Raw genomic sequence first — 21,555 nt, 5'->3', positions numbered from 1 at the left:
TCTGCTGGAGTGTAGCCAAATCTTGTTACACCTTCCTGCCTTCCAGATGGCTACGGCGATACTGCTCTGGCGTACACCCGGCCTGCCGCGCGAACATGGCGATAAACGCCGAGCCACTGCTGTAGCCGAGATCGAAGGCGATTTCCTGCACGCTGCGCGAAGTTTCCAGCGCCTCGATTGCCGCGAGATAGCGCAGACGCTGGCGCCACTCGCCGAAACTCATCCCCAGCTCCCGAACGAATTGCCGGGCCAGCGTGCGTTCGCTGACGTGCACCTGCAGCGCCCAATGCGCCAGCGGCTGATTGTTGCCCGGCTCGGCCTGCAAGGTTTCGAGAATCGCCAGCAACCCCGGACTGCTCGCGTACGGCAGATAGCATTCGTGCACTGGCGCCTGTTGCAGTTGATCGACGAGAACCTGAGCCAGACGCTGATCGGCATCGAGTTCAGGAATCTTCACGTCACGGGCGGCGAAGTCTTTGAGAATCGCCTTGAGAATGTCGCTGATCGCCAGGGTACAGGCGCGCTTGGGCAGTTCGGCGCAGACTTTGGGGTCAAGGCACACCGCGCGATAGTTGACCGGTTGATGGCTGTAGAAACTGTGCTCGACCTGCGGCGGCACCCACACCGCGTACTGCGGCGGCGACATGAAACGGCTGCCGTCGACGTCCATGTGCAGCACGCCATGAGCGGCGTACTCCAGCGTGCCCCACGGATGCCGATGCGGCGCGGCGAATTCGTGGGCATTGAAATCGGCGTAGCGGAAGTATACCGCTGACGGCAGTTCGCTGAAATCCAGCAGATCGATGTGTTTGCTGTTCATGCTGTCCGGTTTCAGAGGCAGGTTGTCTGGTTCGCAGTATAGGCCTGCATCCAGACAATGGATAATTGCCCTTCATCAACGTACTGGTTTCGACTCATGCAATACGCGTTTCCGCTGCTGGCGATTTTTATCTGGGCCGGCAATACCGTGATCAACAAACTGGCGGTCGGGGCGATTTTCCCCGCCGAGATCGGCTTCTACCGCTGGCTGCTCGCCGGTTTGCTGTTCACCCCGTTCATGCTCAAAGCGGTGATCGCGCACTGGCCGCAGATCCGTCCGAATCTGAGCAGGATTTTCATCCTCGGCGTACTCGGCATGGCGGTCTATCAGAGCCTCGCCTACTTCGCCGCAACCCTGACCACGGCGACCAACATGGGCATCATCCTCTCGCTGATGCCGTTGATGTCGCTGGCCATGGCGATCATCAGTCTCGGCCAACGCCTGACCGCCGGTGCGCTGGTCGGTGCGGTTCTGTCGTTTGCCGGCGTATTGGTCGTGGTCTCGTCCGGCAGCCTCGGCGCGTTGCTGCAACACGGCGTGAACATGGGTGATGCGATGATGCTGATCGCCACCCTGGCCTATGCGATCTACAGCACTTTGCTGAAAAAATGGCAGCTGCGCCTGCCGCCGCTGGTGTTGCTGTATTTGCAGGTGCTGGTGGCGATTGTCGTGTTGTTTCCTTTGTATGCCGCCTCGCCAAAAACCGGTTTGACCCTGCAGAACATTCCGCTGGTGTTGTATGCATGCCTGCTGGCGTCGATGCTTGCGCCACTGGCGTGGATGCAAGCTGTGCAGCGGTTGGGGCCGAGTCGCACGACGTTGTTCTTTAACTTGCTGCCGTTGATTACCGCGCTGATTGCAGCAGTGGTGTTGAAGGAGCAGTTGGCGATGTATCACCTGGTCGGTGGGTTGCTGACCTTGGGCGGGGTGATTTTGTCTGAGCGCTGGACCACCGTGTTGGGCCGCGAATCAAGCGTCGCCTGATCCGGCCTCTTCGCGAGCAGGCTCGCTCCCACATTGGATTGCATTTCAACTGAAGGAATGCGGTCATTTGTGGGAGCGAGCCTGCTCGCGAAGAACGATAACGCGGTCTCAGGGCTAAACCCCGGCAGCCTCAAGCCGCGCCGCATGCTCGACAAACAGCCGCACCGGATCCGCGCCCTTGCCGACCAGCCCCAGCGACTGATTGACGATGTCGAAGTGATCCAGCGGATAGTCATCGCCAATCACCGTGCCCAGATGCGAGCTGTACCGCCCGACCATGCCGTCGCACTGCCCCGGCTCACGCACGAAGGTTTTCGCAAACAAGCGACAGCTACGATTGGTGCCGTCGAACAGATTACCGCCACGATCAGTCTTGCCCGGCTGCAACGTGCCTGACCATGAGTAATAACGTACGCCGTTAACCTCCTCCGGCCCGTGCCCACCCCAGGTTTCAGGCAAGCCCTGTGGATAACGCTGATTGAACAGCGCCACACCCTCAGTCGTCAGCGATTGGTGCGAGGCGTGAATATCCACCGGCAGTTTCGGCCCGTGGTAACCGGTCTCCAGCAGTGCCATCAGCCAGCCGACAAAACGCAGCAATGCTTCAAGCAGACGGCCCTTGGCGCTGTCCGCCGGGTAGTGTTTTTGCAGATAGTCCGCCAGTTCCGAGCCATGATTCGGTCCGGCGACCGACGTCACCGAGGCCACCAGATCCGGCCGTTTCGCCGCCGCATAGCGCGCCGTCAGCGAACCCTGACTGTGGCCGAACAGGTTGACCTTGTGCGCCCCGGTCTCGCGCAAAATCTCATCAATCCGCGCCAGCAACTGCTCGCCGCGCACCTCCGTCGAATGCAGCGGCGACACCTGTACAGCAATCACCGTCGCCCCACCACGGCGCAGCGCCTTGATGATGCCGTACCAGTACGGATAGAGAACCAGCCGGATAAACCCGAGCATGCCGGGCACCAGCACCAGTGGATAACGCGTTGACATGGGCAAACATCCTTGTGGTCGGTGAGTGGATGCCAGGCGTGCAAAACGCCCGCCAAGCATCCTCCTTGATGATGACAACTCAACGACCAGCCTACTTCAGGCCCACCACCCCCGCCACAATCAGCCCGACTGATAGCAGTTTGACCAGCGTCAGGCTCTCGCCCAACAGGGCGAAACCGAGGAACACCGTGCCGAGTGAGCCAATCGCGGTCCAGATCGGGTAGGCGATGCTCACCGGCAACTCGCGCATTGCCAGTGTCAGGAAGTAGATCCCGCCGATCGCCGCAATCACCGTGATCAACGACGGCCAGAGCCGGGTGAAGCCTTCGGCGTATTTCATGCCCATGGCGAACGTCACTTCAAATCCGGCGGCGATCAGCAGGAACAGCCAGGCCACCTAGAACTCCCGGGCAAGGCTGAGCAAACGCTGCTCGGCCTCGGCCAACGACACCGCGAAGGTGCGTTCGGCGGACTCTTCGCCCTCGGCAGCGACCACGCTGACGTCGTTGATGCCGATGAACCCCAGCGCCGCGCGCAACCAGGGATCGGCGTGGTTCAAGGCTTCCAGCTCGCCGCCCGGGCCGAAGCCAAAACCACCGCGACTGGTGACGATCAGCGCCTTCTTGCCCTGCAACAGCGGGGTGTACTGGGCGACGCCATTGTCCAGCGTGTGATCGAAGGTCAGGCCCAGCCGCACGATCTGATCGACCCAGGCCTTAAGGCCGCTGGGTACGCTGAAGTTGTACATCGGCGTGGAAATCAGCAGCAGGTCGTGGTCGAACAACTCGCCAACCAGTTGATCGCTCAATGCCAGATCAGCCTGCATCGACAATGGGCGCGCTTCAGGCTCCGGATAAAACGCGGCAGCGACAAAGGCCTCGTTGACCGCCGGAATCAACGCTCGGCCGACTTCACGCCGGGTCACCTGCGCCTGTGGATGACGCACCTGCCAGGCGCTGAGAAAACTTTCCGCCAACCGCCGCGAGTGCGAACGGTCACCACGTGGGCTGGCATGTATCGCAAGAATCCTGCTCATCTGTAAATCCTCCGGACTAGAATCAAACTGCTTGTGGCTTGCAGCTTGCGGCTCGCCATTGCTTCTTCTCAAATGAGCAAAAATCAGTCTGGATGAATTTATTTCATCCATGGAGTTTTCCAATGTTTGCCTCGTTACCGCTGACCGCCCTGCGCGCCTTTGAATCGGCATCACGATTGCTGAGCTTCAAGGCTGCCGCCGAAGAGCTGTCGGTCACGCCGACCGCGATTTCTCATCAGATCCGTTCGCTGGAAGACTGGCTCGGTGTCGCGCTGTTCGAGCGTCTGCCGCGCCAGGTACGTCTGACCGAGGGCGGCGAGCGCCTGTTTCGCAGCCTGCACGGCGCATTGCTGGAGGTGGCGCAAAGCGTCGACACCCTGCGCCCGCAACGCAACGCCAGCACGCTGACGCTATCGACCACCGCCGCATTCGCGGCGCTGTGGCTGGTGCCGCGTCTCGGGCGCTTTTACGCGCAGCATCCGAACATCAACGTGCGCCTCGATACGCACTGCGAAGTCATCGATCTGCATCAGGACGCCAGTGTCGATCTGGTCCTGCGCTACAGCCTCGACGATTACCCGAACCTGTATGGCCTGTGCCTGTTCGATGAGTCGTTCGGCGTGTACGGCTCACCCGAGCAAGTGGCGCTGGCGGCGCGGCGTACACCGACGTTGATCAGCGTGCGTTGGCATAACTCGAAGCTGTATGCCCATGGCTGGGAAGCGTGGTGCGCCAAGGCCGGCGAGAACTGGTTACACGCGCAACCGGCCATCCGCGAATACGATGAAGAGCATTACGCCCTGCAAGCGGCGATCGCCGGGCAAGGGCTGGTGCTGGCGAGCAATATTCTGGTGTCGGAGAGTGTCGCCAGCGGTTTGCTGGTGCCGTTCATAGGCCAGGTTCAGGTCGATGGCGCCGGGTACAGCGCGTTGTGCGTGCCGGGGCGCGAGCGGCATCCGCCGGTGCGGGCTTTTTTTGCCTGGCTGCGCGAGGAGGCAGTTTTGTCCGGGCTGGCGCCAAGATCGCAGCTTTCGGCAGCTCCTACAGGGGTTGCGTAAACCGATAAAACTTTTTGCAACGCTCACGACTCACAGCTTAGGTAGCGACCGCGTCCGCAGAACGTGGCGACAATCGGATTAGCCTCCAGGAGATCGAAATGAGCGACGACCTGCATCTGTCAGATGTTCAAACCTTGCGCGAACGTGCGCGCCAACACGTCGAGAACGGCGCCGTCACCGAGGGCTACAGCGCCGACCGTGAAGAGGTGCTGCGCTTGCTCAATGAATCGCTGGCCACCGAACTGGTCTGCGTGCTGCGCTACAAGCGCCACTACTTCATGGCCAATGGTGTGAAAGCCCATGTGGCCGCCGAAGAGTTTCTCGAACACGCCACCCAGGAAGCCCAGCACGCTGACCGTCTGGCCGAGCGCATTGTGCAATTGGGTGGCGAGCCCGAGTTCAACCCCGACATGCTGTCGAAGATGTCCCACGCGCAATACGTGGCCGGCAACACCCTCAAAGAGATGGTCTACGAAGACCTCGTTGCCGAGCGGATCGCCATCGACAGCTATCGCGAAATCATCCAGTACATCGGCGAGAAAGACCCGACTACGCGACGTATTTTCGAAGATATCCTGGCGCAGGAAGAAGAGCACGCCGATGACATGGCTGACATCCTGAACGACCTCTAAACCCTATCGCGAGCAGGCTCACTCCTACATGGGAACGCATTCCAAATGTAGGAGTGAGCCTGCTCGCGATGGCGTCTTTACTAACGCTGAAGATTACTTGGTAGGTTTTACGGTAACGGGCGCCTTGCCCGCCTTCATCTGCTCCAGCAACGGCGCACACTGATTCGGCTCACCGCCACTCGGTGCCACCAGCGCCAACAGCCCCGCCGCCGGCGCGGCGATCACACCCAGCGCAACCATCCCCGCCCCGCGCAACATCAGCGGCACGGCCTTCACGCCGGCATCCGGCTTGATGAATTTGCCGCGTACATACAGCGGCGAACGCAGGGAAATCAACCGCCAGCCCTTGGACTCCGGGGTCACCGTCAGGTCGAGTTGCTCGGTGGCCATGTTCGCCGTGCCATCGATATAGATGATCGCGTTCTCGGTATCGAAGACAAACAGCTGCGTGGTCGCCAGACCGGTCTTGATGTCGAAGTCCGCCGCCGCGCAGTTGATCTTCACTTCCTTGTCGCCAAAGATCTTGCCGACCACATAGTTGCCGACGTTGAGCCCGGCCAGTTCCATCAGCTCACGGCTGATCGCGCCGTCGTTGATCAACATCTTCAACTTGCCGTTGGCGCCGCCCAGCAGTTTGGCCACCGAGTTGCCGCGACCAGTGATATCGGCGTCGCCGTTGAGTTCACCGAAACTGGTCTTCATCGGCTCGAACGTCGGGAACAGCTCCTTGAGCTTGAACTTGCGCGCGGTCAATTTCGCGCGGCCCTCAAGCGGTTCGGTACGACCGTTGAGGCGGATCTGTGCATCAAGATTGCCGCCCGCCACGCCAAAGCGCAGTGGCTCCAGGCTGAGCTCGCCATCGTTAAGTTTCAGGTGGGTATAGAGGTCGTTGAATGGCAGTTTCTCGCTGTGGACGATGCGCTTGCCGGTGAACTCGACGTCGGCATCCATCGCGCGCCAGCGGTCGGTCTTGAACTCTTCCACCGGCAGCACTTTATCGGCCGGCTGTTTGCTTTCGCCGCCGCGCGCCTTCTGCTTGTCATTGGAGTCAGCGCCGATCAGCGGTGCGAGGTCAGCGAACAACAGTTGATTGGAAAGCAACGCGCCGCTGAGTTTCGGCCGTGGCTGGCTGGCGACGTAGGTAAGGTCGCCATGGATGTCGCTGCTGCCGATCTTGCCGTTGAACTGCTCGTAGGTAAATTTCGCCCCGGCCTCATCGTGCAGTTTGGCGATCAAGTGACCGTCAGTGGAATACGGAGGGGTGTCCGGCAGGGTCACGCCAGTCAGCGGATAAAGATTGCCGAGGCTGGCGCCGGCCAGTTTCAGGCGCAGATCGAGGGCGCCGAGGTTGAGCGGATCCGTCAGCGTGCCGGCCAGTTCGATGCGAGTGTCGCCGATCTTCGCCTGGGCCTGCAGCGGGAATGGCTTGCGCGCATCCTGCAAGGCGAGCAGCCCACCGATCTTGCCTTGGCCGGTGAGGTTCTGACCGTGGTATTGGCCTTTGACCTTCAAGGCAAATGCATAATCCTGCGGCGCACCGCCCTTGTCCTGCGCAGTCTTCGCTGCTTTGTCACCGACGATATCACTGTAGGGGATGGGTTTGCCCAGCGGATCGATCAGCACATCAAGATTGGTTTTGAGCGTTTGATCGTCGAGGGTGACATGGCCCTTGTCAAAACCGATGGCGCCGATGTCGACCACCCAGCTCGAGGGTTCAGCGTTCGGATCTTTCGGGTCGAACTTGAACGTCCAGTTGGCGCGGCCATCGGCCAGACGCTGCAACTCGGCATTGGGTTCGGTCAGGTCGATGCGTGGAATCACCACGCGTTGCGCCAGCAATGCCAGCGGCGAGATACGCAGCTCAACGCGTTTGAGCGTGACCATCTGCTGCTTTTTCGACCAGTCCGGGTTGCCCAGGCTCAAATCCTCAGCGACCACGTGCGGCCACGGCACCCAGGCGCGCCAGCCACCCTCGTCCGGCTCGCGCTGCCAGATCACCGCGAGGTTGCCATTGATGGCGAACGATCGGTGCAGTTCTTCCGAGACTTTGGCGTTGAGCGGCGGTTTGATCCGGTTCCAGTCGAAGAACACGATGATCAATACCAGCACGGCCAGTAGCAGCACGAGGATGGCGAAGGTCCAGCTGAAGATTTTTCCAGTGCGCGTCATGCACAAAGCTCCTGATCACGACCGCACGCAAAGACTGCGGCGTACGGCTGAAACGGCGGGCCAAAGCGGCCCTCATGAAATCTACGACTGGCAAACCAGCCGCAGGTTTAATCGAAAGGCCAATAACCGCGTAAAAAGTCGCGCGAAATCTGACCGATCAGTCGAACAGTGTTACCGCGACCCGCACTTTTGCGAGGCGCGAGTGAGTCGGAAATACCCACCCCGGTGCAAAACCGTCGCCCGGAAAGCCGCGAACTAGAGCCTCCCGGCAGAACAATCAATTCTGTTGATTATTACCATTGCGTTTATGAACTTTTATATCGACTTATCGAGAGTAGCATTGCCCTCGTACCCACTTTATCGCCCTCCCAAGGAGCAACCCACCATGAAACGCCAATTACTGCTTAGTCTTACTCTCTCGATGCTGACCAGCACTGCTTTCGCCCTGCCTGCTGCCGATCAAGCCACTCCACAAGTCAAAACCAGCTACTCGGTGTTCAGCCAGACCGTTGCCGCTGATGGTTCCGACCACACCAAAGGCACCCTCGCTGAAGATGGCTACGACAAAACTCCACAAGGCCAATCGGTAGCGGAAAACGGTCGCAACCGTCTGGAAGAAAAAGGTCTGGTCGAAGACGGCTACGACAAAACTCCACAAGGCCAGGCTGTCGCCGAAAACGGTCGCAATCGCCTCGAAGAAAAAGGTCTGGTTGAAGACGGCTACGACAAAACCCCACAAGGCCAGGCTGTTGCCGAAGGTGGTGGTGACCGTGTGATCGAACGCAACAGCGCTGTGAGCTGAGCCCATGGTGGCCCAGAAAAAAAGCCCAATCGACGGATTGGGCTTTTGACTTTTCAGGTTCTGGTAAGAACCCCGTAAAAACCCTCGCTTTACTGCCCCGTCGTTCGACGCCGACAAAGCCGATTTGCTAGAGTGCGGCGCTTGTCCTGCCGAAGAACACACCCTGCGATGCTGCCCCGCGCCGAACAGAAACAACAAACCCGCAACGCCCTGATGGACGCTGCCCGCCACTTGATGGAGAGCGGCCGAGGATTCGGCAGCCTGAGCCTGCGCGAAGTGACGAAAACCGCCGGCATCGTGCCCACCGGTTTCTACCGGCATTTTGCCGATATGGACGAACTCGGGCTGGTGCTCGTCAGCGAGGTCGGCCAGACCTTTCGCGAGACCATTCGCCTGGTGCGCCACAACGAATTCGTCATGGGCGGCATCATCGATGCGTCGGTGCGGATCTTTCTCGATGTGGTCAGCGCCAATCGCTCGCAATTCCTGTTTCTTGCGCGCGAGCAGTACGGCGGTTCGCTGCCGGTGCGTCAGGCAATCGGCCGGTTGCGCGAGAACATCAGCTCCGACCTGGCGGCCGACCTGACGATGATGCCCAAACTGCAGCATCTGGACGCCGCCGGCCTGAGCGTGGTGGCCGACCTGATCGTCAAATCGGTGTTTGCCACCCTCCCCGACATCATCGATCCGCCCGCCGAAGCCTTGCCGGAACATCTGACGCCACAGGCGAAGATCACCCAGCAACTGCGCTTTATCTTTATTGGGCTCAAGCACTGGCAAGGGCTGGGCAGTACCGAGTAACTCCCCTCTTCCCGCCACACCACAAATCCCCTGTAGGAGTGAGCCTGCTCGCGATAGCGGTCTATCAGTCAAATAGTTGCTGACTGACACACTGCTATCGCGAGCAGGCTCACTCCTAAAAAGGTTCGGCGCATCAGCCTCCATTTGGTGCATAAAAAAATCTTCACGCACCAAAACATTCCAAAATTCCGCAACATCTTGAAACATCCACTACGCTCCGACAGGGATTTCCTACATCTCGTCCGATTGGCAAGGCCCTTGCTCTAGCCAGAGTATTGTCCATAGCTGGAAGCTTTCCGATGCTGGTGATTCACCGCAGAATCGACCCTCAACCCGTCTGGGCCGCTGAGTTGCACCTGACCTTCGAGGCACGGAGCAAAAGCCGTTTGCGCTGTTTCAGTGCCGAGGGCGAAGACGTCGGGTTGTTTTTGGAGCGCGGTCAGCCGCCGCTGTATGACGGCGAATGCCTACAGGCTGAAGACGGCCGCATCGTCCGCGTCTGCGCCCGCCCCGAGCAATTGCTGCACGTCACCTGCGCCAACGCCTTCGAACTGACCCGCGCTGCCTATCACCTGGGTAACCGCCACGTTGCCCTGCAAGTCGGCGATGGCTGGCTGCGTCTGCTCGACGATTACGTGCTCAAGGCCATGCTCGAACAGTTGGGCGCGCAGGTCGAAGCCATTGAAGCGCCGTTCCAGCCGGAACACGGTGCTTACGGCGGCGGCCATCACCATTCACGCCACGGCGACGAGGACTTCAACTACGCGCCGAAACTCCATCAGTTCGGCGTACGCCTGTGAATCCGGCCTGGGCGCTGCTGCGCCTGGCCAGTCCGCAATTGCCGATTGGCGGCTACAGCTATTCGCAAGGCCTGGAAATGGCGGTGGATAACGGCCGCGTGAACAACCCGGACAGTGCCCGGCGCTGGATCAGCGATCAGTTACTGCTCAACCTCGCCCGCTTCGAAGCGCCGCTGCTGCTCGCGCATTGCCAGGCAGCGGCGGATGAACAGTGGGCTGAATTGCAGATCCTTTGCGAAAGCCATCGCACCAGTCGCGAGACGCGCGAGTTGCATCTGGAGAGCCGGCAGATGGGCTATTCGTTGCAGCAGTTGCTCAATGGTTTGCCGGAACTCGACGCAGCCGCCCGCGATTTTCTTGATCAATGCCCCGAACCGCATCTGGCCCTGTGCTGGGCGCTGGCCGCGCGCGCTTGGGGCATCAGCCCGCAAGACGCCCTCGCCGCGTGGTTATGGAGCTGGCTGGAAAACCAGCTCGCCGTCCTGATGAAAACCTTGCCGCTGGGCCAGCAAGCCGCCCAACGCCTGACCAGCGAACTGCTGCCGCTGCTGCAACAGGCGCAGCAGGACGCCAGCCGAATCAACCCCGACCACATGGGCAGCGCCGCGTTCGGCCTGTCCCTGGCGTGCATGGCCCACGAGCGCCAGTACAGCCGCCTCTTCCGCTCTTAGGAGAAACAACCATGAACACACAACCTCTGCGCGTCGGCATCGGCGGCCCGGTCGGTTCCGGCAAAACCGCGTTGACCCTGGCCCTGTGTCTGGCCCTGCGCGAGCGCTACAACCTCGCCGTGGTCACCAACGACATTTACACCCGCGAAGACGCCGATTTTCTCGTGCGCAACGAAGCCCTCGCACCGGAGCGGATCATCGGCGTGGAAACCGGTGGCTGTCCGCACACCGCGATCCGCGAAGACGCCTCGATCAACCTTGAAGCGGTGGATCAACTGAACCGGCGCTTCCCGGGACTGGATCTGATTCTGGTGGAATCCGGCGGCGACAACCTGTCGGCGACCTTCAGCCCGGAACTGTCCGACCTGACCATCTACGTGATCGACGTCTCAGCGGGCGACAAATTGCCGCGCAAGGGCGGGCCGGGGATCTGCAAATCCGATCTGCTGGTGATCAACAAGATCGACCTGGCGCCGCTGGTGGGCGCCTCGCTGGAGATGATGGACAGCGACACAAAACGCATGCGCAACGGTAAGCCGTTCGTCTTCAGCAACCAGAAAACCGGTCAGGGCCTTGAGCAAATCATCGCCTTCATCGAACGCCAGGGCCTGCTGACTGCAGCCTGATTCACTTATCAACAAGGAAGCTTATTCATGACACTCAAACGCATTCTTGGCGCTGTGGCGCTGCTGCTGACTCCGGCATTAGCCTTCGCTCACCCGGGGCATGGCGACAGCGGCCTGGTCGCTGGTATCAGCCACCCGATTGGCGGCCTCGACCATTTGCTGGCGATGCTGGCTGTCGGTTTGTGGGCCGCGCAGCAGCAGGGCGCCGCGCGCTGGGCGCTGCCGTGCACGTTTGTCGGCACCATGCTGATCGGCGGCATGCTCGGTTTTGAAGGGCTGGAATTGCCAGCGCTGGAAAGCGGAATTGCCGCATCGGTGCTGGCGCTGGGTCTGGCAGTGGCCTTGGCGGTGCGGCCGCCGTTGGTCATGGCAGTAGCGGCGACGGCGCTGTTTGCGTTGTTCCATGGCGTGGCGCATGGTCTGGAACTGCCAGACATGAGCAGTCCTTGGGCGTATGCGGCGGGTTTCGTTGTGGCGACCGCCGCTTTGCATGCCGTCGGTTATGGCGTGGTTCGCGTGTTGCCGCAGGCAGCGGCGCCGCTGGTGCGGTTGGCGGGTGCGGCTTCGGCGGCGACCGGGGTCTGGTTGTTGGCAGGATGATTTTTTAGCGCCTGCACTGGCCTCTTCGCGAGCAGGCTCGCTCCCACAGATTTTGTGTACGCTGCAAATCCACTGTGGGAGCGAGCCTGCTCGCGAAGGCGGTCTGACAGACACCACATCGCTCAGGCCGGTCTCTCTGCTACCATGTCGCGCAATCGCCCCAGCCGTGACGACGTCCGCCCATGCCCCACGCTTCTCGCTCCACCTCCCTGCCCGAATTGACCGCCCTGTTCGGCGCTGTGCAACAGCACTTCGTCAACGTGATCGTGCCGCTCTGGCAAGGCCCGGGCTGGAACGCCGACATGGCGCTGCCCTATGAGGCGCTGGACGCCACGCATCAACCACTGCCGCCGCAGCGCTATCGGGCGATGGCCTGTGCGCGGCAGCTGTATCTGTTTTCCAGTCTGATCGGGGTTGTGGATAACGCTGAAGTGCGTGCGGCGGCGCTGTTCCGCTCCTTGCAACGGCACTTTCATGATGCGGAGCATGGCGGCTGGTTCTACAGCGTCGATGCCCAGGGCAAACCGCTGGATCAGCGCAAGGATCTCTACACCCACGCTTTTATCCTGTTTGCCTGCGCGCATTACTGGGCAAAATCCGGCGATCCGCTGGTCGAGTCGACGTTGAATGCGGCGCTGGAAATCATCGGCCGGCGTTTCGCCACCGGCGATGGCTTGTACGAAGCCTGCCTGGAACGGGACTGGATCACCCTGCAAACCGGTCCGCTGCAAAACCCGTTGATGCATCTGGCCGAAGCGTTCCTCGCCACCCTTGCCGTGCGCGAAGATGCCCAAACGCAGACAGCGTTGCTGGCGTTATGCACAGCCATGCACAAGCAGTTCGTCGATCCGCAATATGGCGTGTTGATGGAGAAGCCGCTCGGGGCTGTGGATAACTGGTATGAGCCGGGGCATCAGTTCGAATGGTATTTCCTGCTCGAATCGTCGCCGTTATTACGTGGTTCGAAACTGCATACAGCACTGGACCGGGCATTTGCCTTCACCGAGCAATACGGTGTGGTGCAGTCATCCGGCGCGGTGCGGGCGATGCTCGATCTGGAAACGGATGGACGCCCGCGAGACTCGACTCAACGGATCTGGGCTCAGGCGGAATATCTGCGGGCGCTGACGTTGCGTCAGGGTAGTGAAGCGGTGGTGTTGCGCCAGTTACAGGCGTTGCAGTTGCGGTTTCTGCATGCCGGTGGCTGGCATGAGTGCCGGGATGAGTTGGGCGAGGTGAGTCGCAAGGACATGCCTTCGACTACGCCGTATCACTTGGCGACTTGCTATAGCGGCCTGGCTGAATATCTTCGCTGACGGATAAATAGCTATCGCGAGCAGGCTCACTCCTACAGGGGAACGCATTCCAAATGTAGGAGTGAGCCTGCTCCGGGCGGCGATCCGACGATTAGCCGTTATGCGGTCTCTAGGCGATCCACTTCTTGTCGCCGGTAAAGCTGATGGTCAGCCAGCGCGCAGCATCCGGCTTGCCCAGCTTCGCCGAGATCTCTTCGCGCAACGCATCCAGTTGCCCGACATTGCTCAGCGCATAATCCGCCGGCAACACCACATGAATCTCGATAAACCGCGCCCGCCCGTGCTTCTGCACGTACGACACGTAATCGTCGAAACCATGCTCGATCTTCGCCGCGTCCATCACCTGGCGCACCTGATCATCCAGCGTGTCCGGCGCGATCCCCAGCACATCGCGTAAGGCCGGGCCAAGAATCTTGAACGCCGGCGGCAACATGGTCAGGGCCAGCACGATCAGGATCAGCGGGTCGACATACACCGCCCACTGACCATAACCCTGAGACTTGAGCAGCAGCGCCGCAAGGAAGCTCACCAACAGGCCCACGGACAGCATCGCGTCCACCAGCCAACTGATGTTGTCGAACTGGATCAGGCTGGATTTGAGCTTGCGATTGCGCTGCCGTACGTAGAAGAAGTAGGCGAATTCGACCACGGTAAACACCGCGGCATAAATGATCACCAGCCCCAACTCGATGTCGCGGCCACCGTTGATGATGCCGAACACGCCGTTGAGAAACGCGTAGATCGCGATCAACATCAGGAAGCTGCCTTCGATCAGCAGCACCATCGGCTCCAGATGCCAGAACCCGAACTGGAAACGGTGATTGCTTTGCTTGGCGATCAGCTTGGCGGTGATCAGCATCAAGACCTTGATGAACGTTGCGATCAGCGAGAAAAAACCATCGAACAGGATGGATTGCGAACCTGAAACAAAACCGGTGACGATCCCGGCAATCGCCACCGCCAACATCAGAATGGTCGATTGTTTGAGCAGTGCCTGCTCACCTCGGTTACTCACTTTGACTCCTCGAAAAACCCTGAAAACCGCGGGGTGCGGTTGGGTTGTTGCATGAGGAGTTTACCTTATCGCCCTGTTTTGGCCGATTTGCCCCCTTCGCGAGCAGGCTCGCTCCCACTTTGAAATGCATTCCAATGTGGGAGCGAGCCTGCTCGCGAAGGGCTCCAGCGCGGTCTTAAGCCTTATTCCGCTCGATGGCAAAACCCGCCCAGGTCTGGCTCACCGGCATCAATTCCAGACTGTTGATGTTGATGTGCGCCGGCGCGTTCATCACCCAGAAAATCGTCTCGGCAATGTCCTGCGGCTGGATCGGCTCGGCACCAGCGTAGGTCGCGTTGTAGCGTTCCTGATCGCCGGCAAAACGCACCAGCGAGAACTCGCTCTCGCACAGCCCAGGCTCAATGTTGCTGACCCGCACGCCCGTGCCTTGCAAGTCGCAACGCAGGTTCAGCGAGAACTGTTTAACGAACGCCTTGGTTGCGCCATACACATGGCTGCCCGGATACGGATAGTTGCCAGCAATGGAGCCAAGGTTGACGATGCCGGCGCCACGGCCATGGGCGATCAGGCGCGGCAGCAGCAAGCGGGTGGCGTACATCAGGCCTTTGACGTTGGTGTCGACCATGGTGTCCCAATCGTCGAGATCGCACTTCGGCGCCGGGTCCACGCCCAATGCCAGACCGGCGTTGTTGATCAGGCCACGCAGCTTGGCGAACGACGGCGGCAGGTTGGCAATCGCCGCTTCCATCGCCTTGCGGTCACGCACATCAAGCACCAGACCGTGCACTTCGGTCTGTTTCGACAATTCGGCGCACAACGCATTGAGGCGCTCTTCACGACGGCCGGTCAGCACCAGTTTCCAGCCAGCCTCGGCAAAACGGCGGGCGCAGGCTTCACCAAATCCGGACGTCGCGCCGGTGATAAACAGGGTGTTGGACATCGTGTTCTCCTTGCTTCGGCCGCCGGGGCAGCCCTTGGAATAGAAAATCAGCAGGCAGCATGCCCGCCCGCGCATTCACGGGCAACACCCACAAGCTGTACAAAAAACAACCAGACATGCCAACGCCATAGCGACCGTGGCCTGTAGCCATGTGCACGCATGTTATCCACAGTCCCTTCCACAGTTTCCGGGGGCAACTGGAAACGCGCAAAGCCGCGCCACACAAGGCTTTGCGGGCGAAATAGAAAGTTTTTTGCTTGACCCTGAAGCGGCAGATGTGCGGGAGATGGCATTTTGCACGACCGAGCAGTCAGCGCAGTGATTGCGCGAGGCCAGTAATTACGGCCCTCAGCGCAGTCTTTCCAGAGTTTAATCACAGACTTATCCACAGGCTTGTTCACCCGGAATGGCTGCTATTCGCGACACTATAAAAAGGTTGACAACAAAGACTTCAAGCCCCGCAAAAACGCCTGATCAAAAAACAACCACACACTTGCAGGCCACGGTTTACATGGCGCGCAGCCAGATACACCCACGTTATTCACAGCCAGCTCCACAGCAAACGGGGACAAGTCAAATCTGTGGAAAAACAGCCATTTGCAGCGTCTATATGTCGCGCTTTGGCAGCTTGGGGAATTTGTTTTCCACAATTCTGGATTCTGGCGCAGATCAACTGTAGGAGTGAGCCTGCTCGCGATAGCGGTGTATCAGCCACCGGTGATGGCGAATGGGAAACCGCGATCGCGAGCAGGCTCACTCCTATAGGGGGTTGCGGTGGATTTGCGAGATAAAAAAACCCCGGGACTTCCGTCGCCGGGGTTGTGAATAACGTCGAAGAATCAGTGCCCGCCCAGATAGGCGTTACGCACCTCCTCATTCACCAGCAACTCTTTACCCGTGCCCGTCAGGCGAATCTCACCGTTGACCATCACATATGCGCGGTCCGACAGCTTCAGCGCATGGTTGGCGTTCTGCTCAACCAGGAAAATGGTCATGCCGGTTTTCGCCAATTCGCGCAGGGTCGCGAAAATCTGCTTCACCACAATCGGCGCCAGGCCCAGGCTCGGCTCATCGAGCAGCAACAACTTTGGTCGGCTCATCAAGGCACGGGCAATGGCGAGCATTTGCTGTTCACCGCCAGACATGGTCATCGCCCGCTGGTTACGTCGCTCTTCAAGCCGTGGGAACAGCGTAAACATACGCTGCATGTCCTCTTTGGCGTACTTGTCGCCAATCGGGATGGTGCCCATCAGCAGGTTTTCCTCGACGGTCATATCGGGGAACACTCGCCGCCCTTCCGGCGATTGCGCGATGCCGTTGGAGGCGATGTAGTGCGAGGACTTGTGGGTAATGTCGACGCCTTGATAAAGGATCTGCCCGCCTGCCGCCCGTGGCTGGCCGAAGATCGACATCAGCAACGTCGATTTGCCGGCACCGTTGGAGCCGATCAGGCTGACGGTTTCCCCTTCGTTGATCTGCAGCGAAACACCTTTGAGCGCCTGGATCGGGCCATAGAAGACGTCGAGGTCTTTGAGTTCGAGGATCGGTTGCGTCATACCAGCTCCTCTTCGTCGGCGCCCAGATAGGCTGCGATCACTTTCGGATCGTTGCGGATCGCTTCAGGCCCGCCTTCGGCGATGACGATGCCGTGGTCCAGCACCACGATGTGGTCGGAAATGCTCATAACCATGCCCATGTCGTGTTCGATCAGCACCACGGTCAGATCGTGCTCGTCGCGCAGCAGCCGGATCATCGCGCTGAGCGCTTCGGTTTCCTGAGGGTTGAGGCCGGCGGCCGGTTCATCGAGGCAGATGATCTGCGGCCGCGTGCACATGGCCCGGGCAATTTCCAGACGACGCTGTTGGCCGTAGGAAAGCTCACCGGCGAGCCGGTTGGCGCAGTCCACCAGATCGACCACCTCCAGCCAGTAGAACGCGCAATCCAGCGCGTCACTTTCGGCCTTGCGGTAGCCCTTGGTATTGAGGATGCCGGCAAGCATGTTGCGGTTGACCCACATGTGCTGGGCCACCAACAGGTTTTCCAGCACCGACATTTCCTTGAACAGGCGAATGTTCTGGAACGTCCGCGCCAGGCCTGCACGGTTTACCAGGTGCGTGCCGCCGAACATCTTGTAGTACATACGGCTGAGGAAAGATTTCGGCGAAACGAAGTCGGTCGGTTTGAACGACTCGCCGAGCAACTGGATGACGTTGGTCTGCTGACCGCGCACATTGAGTTCGATCTTGCCGCCCGAGGCCTTGTAGAACCCGGTCAGGCAGTTGAACACCGTGGTCTTGCCTGCACCGTTGGGGCCGATCAGGGCGAAGATCGAGTTGCGTTTGACCTTCAGGCTGACATCGCTCAAGGCCTTGATGCCACCGAAATGCATCATCAGTTTTTCAACAGAGAGTACGACTTCACTCATGGCGCAGTCCTCTCATAGTGAATGGCACCTTTGCGTGGAGTGACCCCGGTCCGGCTGATGCGAATCAGCCCGCGTGGTCGCCAGATCATCATCAACACCATCAGGATGCCGAACAGCAGCACGCGATATTCGGCGAAGCCGCGCAGCAATTCCGGAGCGACGGTGAGTACGAATGCCGCAATCACCACGCCGATGGTCGAGCCCATACCGCCGAGCACGACGATGGCGAGGATCAACGCCGATTCAAAGAAGGTGAACGAGGTCGGGTTGACGAAGCCTTGGTAGGTGGCGAAGAACACCCCGGCAAGACCGGCGGTCGATGCCCCGATGGTGAACGCCGAGAGCTTGACCAGCACGTGGTTGAGGCCCATCGAGCGGCAGGCGATTTCATCTTCACGCAAGGCTTCCCAGGCGCGGCCGACCGGCATTTTCACCAGACGATGCTTGATGTACAGCACGGCCAGTACCACAAGGAACAACACTGCGTAGATGAAGTAGTACTTCACATCCGGGTTGTAGGCGATGCCGAAGAACTCATGAAACGGCACCCCGCCATCCTTCGCCCGCTTGCCGAACTCCAGACCGAAGAACGTCGGCAATGGCGCCGGCATGCCGTTCGGGCCGCCAGTCAGCGACAACCAGTTGTTGAGGATCAGACGAATGATTTCACCGAAGCCCAGGGTCACGATCGCCAGGTAGTCGCCATGCAGACGCAGCACCGGGAAACCGAGGATGCAACCGGCCAGCCCGGCAGTGATCGCAGCCAGCGGCAACACCGTCCAGAACCCCAGCCCCAGGTATTGATAACCCAAGGCCAGACCGTAGGCACCGATGGCGTAGAACGCCACATAACCAAGGTCGAGCAGACCGGCCAGACCGACCACGATGTTCAACCCCAGCCCCAGCAGCACGTAGATCAGCCCGAGGATGACCACGCCGAGCAGATAGGAGTTGGAGACAAACGGCACGATGACAGCCAGCACAATCAGCAGCGGAATGATCCAGCGCAGCGAGGATTTGTGATCGGCAGGCAGCACGTGCACACCAGAGCCGGTGCTCTCGAATCCGTCGAGAATTTTCAGGCCCTTGGGCGTTTGCAGGAACAGGCTGAGGGCAAAGCGGCCGATCATGACAATGCCGATGATCCAGGCCACGCGGGTCGGTTCGAGGTTGAAGCTGTAACCCTCGAGTACAACGCCGACAATCGGGCCGAAAACGATCAGGGCAATCAGGCCGGCAAGAATCGCCTCAACCAGGCTTTTTTTGATATCGATGGATTTTTGAGTGGTTGAAGACATCGCTTACACCTTCGACACAAGAGGACGGCCCAACAGGCCCTGCGGCCGGAAGACCAGAACAAGTACGAGCAGCGAGAAGCTGAACACGTCTTTGTAGTCGGAGTTGACCAGGCCGGAGAACAGCGACTCGGAGATGCCGAGGATGATCCCGCCGAGCATTGCCCCGGGCAATGAACCGATCCCGCCGAGTACCGCTGCGGTAAACGCCTTGATGCCGATAATGAAGCCGGCATAGAAGTCGAAGGTGCCGTAGTTCATGGTGATCAGCACGCCGGCCAGCGCCGCCATGGCTGCACCGATGATGAACACATAGGAAATGACCCGATCGGTATTGATGCCGAGGATCGAAGCCATCTTGCGGTCTTGCTGGGTCGCACGACACATGCGTCCGAGCTTGGTGTACTTGATGACGTAGGTCAGCAGGCCCATGCCGACGAATGCGGCCACCAGAATGAAGACTTTGGTGTAGGTCAGTTGCACGAAGCCGGTACCGACTTCAACACGCCACGCACCGGTCAGCAGGGTAGGTACGCCCTGTTGTTTGGCGCCCTGGGCGATCTGTGCGTAGTTTTGCAGAATCAGCGAGATACCGATGGCGCTGATCAACGGTGCCAGTCGGGTGGAGTTGCGCAGGGGTTTGTAAGCGACACGCTCGATGACCCAGCCATACACCGCCGTGATCACGATGGTGAAAATCAGGGTGCCGAGCATCAGCAGCGGGAAGGATTCAATACCGAAGTAAGCCAGCAGAGCCAGACTGATTGCCGCCAGGTAAGCAGAAATCATGTAAACCTCGCCGTGGGCGAAGTTGATCATGCCGATGATGCCGTAGACCATTGTGTAGCCGATGGCGATCAGGCCATAGACCGACCCGAGGGTCAGGCCGTTGACCAGTTGCTGCAGGAAAATACCATCCATAACGCAATCTCACGCAGTGAGAACCTGCACACCAGTGATGTGCGGTTCTTCTAGGAAAAATACAGATTTACGTCGGAGCAATGTCAGCCACGATCCGCCCGTCCCACACCGTCCCTGTGGGAGCGAGCCTGCTCGCGAAAGCGGTCGATCATTCAACACATGTGTTGGCAGTCATTCCGTCTTCGCGAGCAAGCTCGCTCCCACATTGGATCGGTGGGGATCAGCTGATCGCGTCAGCCCTTACTTCTGTTTTTCCAGCTGGTGATATTTGCCGTCCTTGTCCCACTGGTAAACCACGTAGTCGGAGACTTTCAGGTCGCCCTTGGAGTCCCAGGTTTTTTCACCCATGACGGTTTTAACCGGGTTTTTCTTCAGCCAGGCCGCAGCCTCTTCGCCCTTGTTGGACTTCGCGCCGTTGAACGCGGCAGCCAGGGTTTGCACCGAAGCGTAGGCGTACAGGGTGTAGCCTTCAGGCTCGGTACCGGCCTTGCGGAAAGCATCTACCACGGTCTTGCTGTCTGGCAGCAGACGTGGGTCGGCGCCGAAGGTCATCAGCACGCCGTCGACGAATTGCGGGCCACCGGCGGTGGTCACCAGTTCGTCAGTCACGATGCCGTCATCGGACATGAACTTGACGTCTTTCAGGCCTTGTTCACGCAGTTGGCGAACCAGCGGGCCGGCTTCCGGGTGCAGACCGCCGAAGTAGACGACGTCGGCGCCAGCGCCACGGATCTTGGTAACGATGGTGCTGAAGTCTTTTTCGCCACGGGTCAGGCCTTCGTACAACACAGGCGTCACGCCGCGCTTGACCAGTTGGGCTTTGGTGGCATCCGCCAGGCCTTGGCCGTAGGTGTCTTTGTCGTGCAGTACGACGACTTTCTTGCCCTTGAGCACGTCGACGATGTAGTCGCCGGCCACAATGCCTTGCTGATCGTCACGCCCGCACATACGGAACATGGCGCTGAGGCCACGCTCGGTGACTTGTGGGTTGGTCGAACCCGGGGTGATCGCGATGATCCCGGCTTCGTCGTAGATTTCCGACGCTGGAATGGTCGAAGAGGAGCAGAAATGACCGACCACGCCGGCGACTTTCTGGTTGGTGAGGTCCTTGGCGACCGTCACGGCCTGCTTCGGTTCGCAGGCGTCATCGCCTTTGACCAGTACGATTTTCTCCCCGTTGACGCCGCCTGCTGCGTTGACTGCGTCAGCCGCTGCCTGTGCACCCTTCATGTACTGCTCGCCAAATGCCGCGTTGGCGCCCGTCATTGGACCCGCTACACCGATTTTCACATCAGCTTGAGCAAACGCAGAAACACCCAACGCAGTAGCCACTGCGAGGGCCAGAAAGCCTTTCTTGTAAAACGTCTGGGACATGAGGTGGTGCTCCAAGGTTTTTTTTAGTTGGCACTGCGACTTCACTTCACTGATTGCTCTGAGCAAGGGCCGTGCCATCGGTTTTTTATTCTTCAAAAAGTCGCTGCTTTCTTGTTATTTCGACTGTTTCGTTCCCATTTTCATTGGGCGTGCAACCGTCTAAACCGCGGAAGGTGAAACCATTTATTTTTTCAGGCGCAACCCGCACGCGCCATCATTGCAACCGCGGCGCCAAACGACGTGCAACCAGCCTGTAACAGCCCGCGTCACCGAACTG

22 protein-coding genes are annotated in these 21,555 nt (G+C 59.6%); 10 read left to right on the top strand and 12 right to left on the bottom strand.

Features of this window, described 5'->3' with window-relative positions:
* Positions 1 to 25: 25 nt before the first annotated feature.
* Positions 26 to 820 (bottom strand): AraC family transcriptional regulator, encoded by a 795-nt coding sequence (locus tag HU754_RS04290; RefSeq protein WP_093430359.1) that lies wholly within the window; start codon positions 818 to 820, stop codon positions 26 to 28.
* Positions 821 to 916: 96 nt separating this feature from the next.
* Between HU754_RS04290 and HU754_RS04285 the strand changes: the two genes are divergently transcribed.
* Positions 917 to 1,804: a DMT family transporter gene (locus HU754_RS04285; RefSeq protein ID WP_186621000.1), complete on the top strand. Its 888-nt coding sequence runs from the start codon at positions 917 to 919 to the stop codon at positions 1,802 to 1,804.
* 114 nt (positions 1,805 to 1,918) lie between these two features.
* On the opposite strand, the gene HU754_RS04280 is transcribed toward HU754_RS04285, so the two are convergent.
* The 3 genes from HU754_RS04280 to HU754_RS04270 form a co-directional block, all read right to left on the bottom strand.
* A complete protein-coding gene (locus tag HU754_RS04280; RefSeq protein WP_186621001.1) occupies positions 1,919 to 2,797 on the bottom strand; it encodes an esterase/lipase family protein in 879 nt (292 codons plus the stop codon).
* Between the two features lie 91 nt (positions 2,798 to 2,888).
* The gene (locus HU754_RS04275; RefSeq protein ID WP_093430208.1) at positions 2,889 to 3,194 is read right to left on the bottom strand and encodes a DMT family transporter; all 306 of its coding nucleotides are present in this window, start codon (positions 3,192 to 3,194) and stop codon (positions 2,889 to 2,891) included.
* Positions 3,195 to 3,833: an FMN-dependent NADH-azoreductase gene (locus HU754_RS04270; RefSeq protein ID WP_186621010.1), complete on the bottom strand. Its 639-nt coding sequence runs from the start codon at positions 3,831 to 3,833 to the stop codon at positions 3,195 to 3,197. It abuts the gene before it with no gap.
* 92 nt (positions 3,834 to 3,925) lie between these two features.
* Here HU754_RS04270 and HU754_RS04265 point away from each other — a divergent pair, with 92 nt between their 5' ends.
* Both HU754_RS04265 and HU754_RS04260 read left to right on the top strand, forming a co-directional pair.
* Positions 3,926 to 4,891 (top strand): LysR substrate-binding domain-containing protein, encoded by a 966-nt coding sequence (locus HU754_RS04265; protein WP_186621012.1) that lies wholly within the window; start codon positions 3,926 to 3,928, stop codon positions 4,889 to 4,891.
* A 98-nt stretch (positions 4,892 to 4,989) separates the two neighbouring features.
* Entirely contained in the window at positions 4,990 to 5,523 is a 534-nt protein-coding gene (locus tag HU754_RS04260) for a ferritin-like domain-containing protein (RefSeq protein WP_093430205.1), read from the top strand.
* Between the two features lie 93 nt (positions 5,524 to 5,616).
* On the opposite strand, the gene HU754_RS04255 is transcribed toward HU754_RS04260, so the two are convergent.
* On the bottom strand, positions 5,617 to 7,692 hold the full coding sequence (locus HU754_RS04255) for an AsmA family protein (RefSeq protein ID WP_186621014.1): 2,076 nt from the start codon (positions 7,690 to 7,692) through the stop codon (positions 5,617 to 5,619).
* A 385-nt stretch (positions 7,693 to 8,077) separates the two neighbouring features.
* On the opposite strand from HU754_RS04255, the gene HU754_RS04250 reads away from it, so the two are divergent.
* From HU754_RS04250 to HU754_RS04220, 7 genes are all read left to right on the top strand, one after another.
* Positions 8,078 to 8,494 (top strand): hypothetical protein, encoded by a 417-nt coding sequence (locus HU754_RS04250; RefSeq protein WP_186621016.1) that lies wholly within the window; start codon positions 8,078 to 8,080, stop codon positions 8,492 to 8,494.
* Between the two features lie 168 nt (positions 8,495 to 8,662).
* Positions 8,663 to 9,295, top strand: coding sequence for a TetR family transcriptional regulator (locus HU754_RS04245; protein WP_123530830.1), 633 nt, complete (start codon positions 8,663 to 8,665; stop codon positions 9,293 to 9,295).
* Positions 9,296 to 9,594: 299 nt separating this feature from the next.
* Entirely contained in the window at positions 9,595 to 10,095 is a 501-nt protein-coding gene (ureE, locus tag HU754_RS04240) for an urease accessory protein UreE (protein WP_008087160.1), read from the top strand.
* A complete protein-coding gene (locus tag HU754_RS04235) occupies positions 10,092 to 10,766 on the top strand; it encodes an urease accessory protein UreF (RefSeq protein WP_186621018.1) in 675 nt (224 codons plus the stop codon). Before ureE ends, HU754_RS04235 begins: the two co-directional genes overlap by 4 nt.
* A gap of 11 nt (positions 10,767 to 10,777) precedes the next feature.
* A complete protein-coding gene (gene ureG / locus HU754_RS04230; protein WP_007915910.1) occupies positions 10,778 to 11,392 on the top strand; it encodes an urease accessory protein UreG in 615 nt (204 codons plus the stop codon).
* 27 nt (positions 11,393 to 11,419) lie between these two features.
* Positions 11,420 to 11,992, top strand: a complete 573-nt coding sequence (locus tag HU754_RS04225) for a HupE/UreJ family protein (protein ID WP_186621020.1) — start codon at positions 11,420 to 11,422, stop codon at positions 11,990 to 11,992.
* A gap of 182 nt (positions 11,993 to 12,174) precedes the next feature.
* Positions 12,175 to 13,308, top strand: a complete 1,134-nt coding sequence (locus HU754_RS04220) for an AGE family epimerase/isomerase (protein WP_186621022.1) — start codon at positions 12,175 to 12,177, stop codon at positions 13,306 to 13,308.
* Between the two features lie 109 nt (positions 13,309 to 13,417).
* Here HU754_RS04220 and HU754_RS04215 read toward each other — a convergent pair whose 3' ends face one another.
* From HU754_RS04215 to HU754_RS04185, 7 genes are all read right to left on the bottom strand, one after another.
* Complete coding sequence (locus tag HU754_RS04215) at positions 13,418 to 14,323, bottom strand: cation diffusion facilitator family transporter (RefSeq protein WP_186621024.1); 906 nt, start codon at positions 14,321 to 14,323, stop codon at positions 13,418 to 13,420.
* Between the two features lie 175 nt (positions 14,324 to 14,498).
* Positions 14,499 to 15,263, bottom strand: coding sequence for an SDR family oxidoreductase (locus tag HU754_RS04210; protein ID WP_093430198.1), 765 nt, complete (start codon positions 15,261 to 15,263; stop codon positions 14,499 to 14,501).
* Between the two features lie 839 nt (positions 15,264 to 16,102).
* Positions 16,103 to 16,819 carry an ABC transporter ATP-binding protein gene (locus HU754_RS04205; RefSeq protein WP_007915900.1) on the bottom strand — a complete coding sequence of 239 codons (717 nt, stop codon included), beginning with the start codon at positions 16,817 to 16,819 and terminating at the stop codon, positions 16,103 to 16,105.
* A complete protein-coding gene (locus tag HU754_RS04200) occupies positions 16,816 to 17,688 on the bottom strand; it encodes an ABC transporter ATP-binding protein (RefSeq protein WP_016985385.1) in 873 nt (290 codons plus the stop codon). Before HU754_RS04200 ends, HU754_RS04205 begins: the two co-directional genes overlap by 4 nt.
* Positions 17,685 to 18,986, bottom strand: a complete 1,302-nt coding sequence (livM, locus tag HU754_RS04195) for a high-affinity branched-chain amino acid ABC transporter permease LivM (RefSeq protein ID WP_099757854.1) — start codon at positions 18,984 to 18,986, stop codon at positions 17,685 to 17,687. Before livM ends, HU754_RS04200 begins: the two co-directional genes overlap by 4 nt.
* 3 nt (positions 18,987 to 18,989) lie before the next feature.
* Positions 18,990 to 19,904 (bottom strand): ABC transporter permease subunit, encoded by a 915-nt coding sequence (locus tag HU754_RS04190; protein WP_007915894.1) that lies wholly within the window; start codon positions 19,902 to 19,904, stop codon positions 18,990 to 18,992.
* Positions 19,905 to 20,144: 240 nt separating this feature from the next.
* Entirely contained in the window at positions 20,145 to 21,278 is a 1,134-nt protein-coding gene (locus HU754_RS04185; RefSeq protein ID WP_007915892.1) for an ABC transporter substrate-binding protein, read from the bottom strand.
* Positions 21,279 to 21,555 lie beyond the last annotated feature (277 nt).

The sequence above is a fragment of the Pseudomonas zeae genome (assembly GCF_014268485.2).
Classification (GTDB): Bacteria; Pseudomonadota; Gammaproteobacteria; order Pseudomonadales; family Pseudomonadaceae; genus Aquipseudomonas; species Aquipseudomonas neuropathica.
This window is presented reverse-complemented; position numbering and strand designations above follow the sequence as displayed.

Coding starts and splice junctions, on each gene's coding strand:
- HU754_RS04290 (WP_093430359.1), bottom strand. CDS start 820: ATGAACAGCAAACACATCGATCTGCTGGATTTCAGCGAACTGCCGTCA.
- HU754_RS04285 (WP_186621000.1), top strand. CDS start 917: ATGCAATACGCGTTTCCGCTGCTGGCGATTTTTATCTGGGCCGGCAAT.
- HU754_RS04280 (WP_186621001.1), bottom strand. CDS start 2,797: ATGTCAACGCGTTATCCACTGGTGCTGGTGCCCGGCATGCTCGGGTTT.
- HU754_RS04270 (WP_186621010.1), bottom strand. CDS start 3,833: ATGAGCAGGATTCTTGCGATACATGCCAGCCCACGTGGTGACCGTTCG.
- HU754_RS04265 (WP_186621012.1), top strand. CDS start 3,926: ATGAATTTATTTCATCCATGGAGTTTTCCAATGTTTGCCTCGTTACCG.
- HU754_RS04260 (WP_093430205.1), top strand. CDS start 4,990: ATGAGCGACGACCTGCATCTGTCAGATGTTCAAACCTTGCGCGAACGT.
- HU754_RS04255 (WP_186621014.1), bottom strand. CDS start 7,692: ATGACGCGCACTGGAAAAATCTTCAGCTGGACCTTCGCCATCCTCGTG.
- HU754_RS04250 (WP_186621016.1), top strand. CDS start 8,078: ATGAAACGCCAATTACTGCTTAGTCTTACTCTCTCGATGCTGACCAGC.
- HU754_RS04245 (WP_123530830.1), top strand. CDS start 8,663: ATGCTGCCCCGCGCCGAACAGAAACAACAAACCCGCAACGCCCTGATG.
- ureE (WP_008087160.1), top strand. CDS start 9,595: ATGCTGGTGATTCACCGCAGAATCGACCCTCAACCCGTCTGGGCCGCT.
- ureG (WP_007915910.1), top strand. CDS start 10,778: ATGAACACACAACCTCTGCGCGTCGGCATCGGCGGCCCGGTCGGTTCC.
- HU754_RS04225 (WP_186621020.1), top strand. CDS start 11,420: ATGACACTCAAACGCATTCTTGGCGCTGTGGCGCTGCTGCTGACTCCG.
- HU754_RS04220 (WP_186621022.1), top strand. CDS start 12,175: ATGCCCCACGCTTCTCGCTCCACCTCCCTGCCCGAATTGACCGCCCTG.
- HU754_RS04210 (WP_093430198.1), bottom strand. CDS start 15,263: ATGTCCAACACCCTGTTTATCACCGGCGCGACGTCCGGATTTGGTGAA.
- HU754_RS04205 (WP_007915900.1), bottom strand. CDS start 16,819: ATGACGCAACCGATCCTCGAACTCAAAGACCTCGACGTCTTCTATGGC.
- HU754_RS04200 (WP_016985385.1), bottom strand. CDS start 17,688: ATGAGTGAAGTCGTACTCTCTGTTGAAAAACTGATGATGCATTTCGGT.
- livM (WP_099757854.1), bottom strand. CDS start 18,986: ATGTCTTCAACCACTCAAAAATCCATCGATATCAAAAAAAGCCTGGTT.
- HU754_RS04190 (WP_007915894.1), bottom strand. CDS start 19,904: ATGGATGGTATTTTCCTGCAGCAACTGGTCAACGGCCTGACCCTCGGG.
- HU754_RS04185 (WP_007915892.1), bottom strand. CDS start 21,278: ATGTCCCAGACGTTTTACAAGAAAGGCTTTCTGGCCCTCGCAGTGGCT.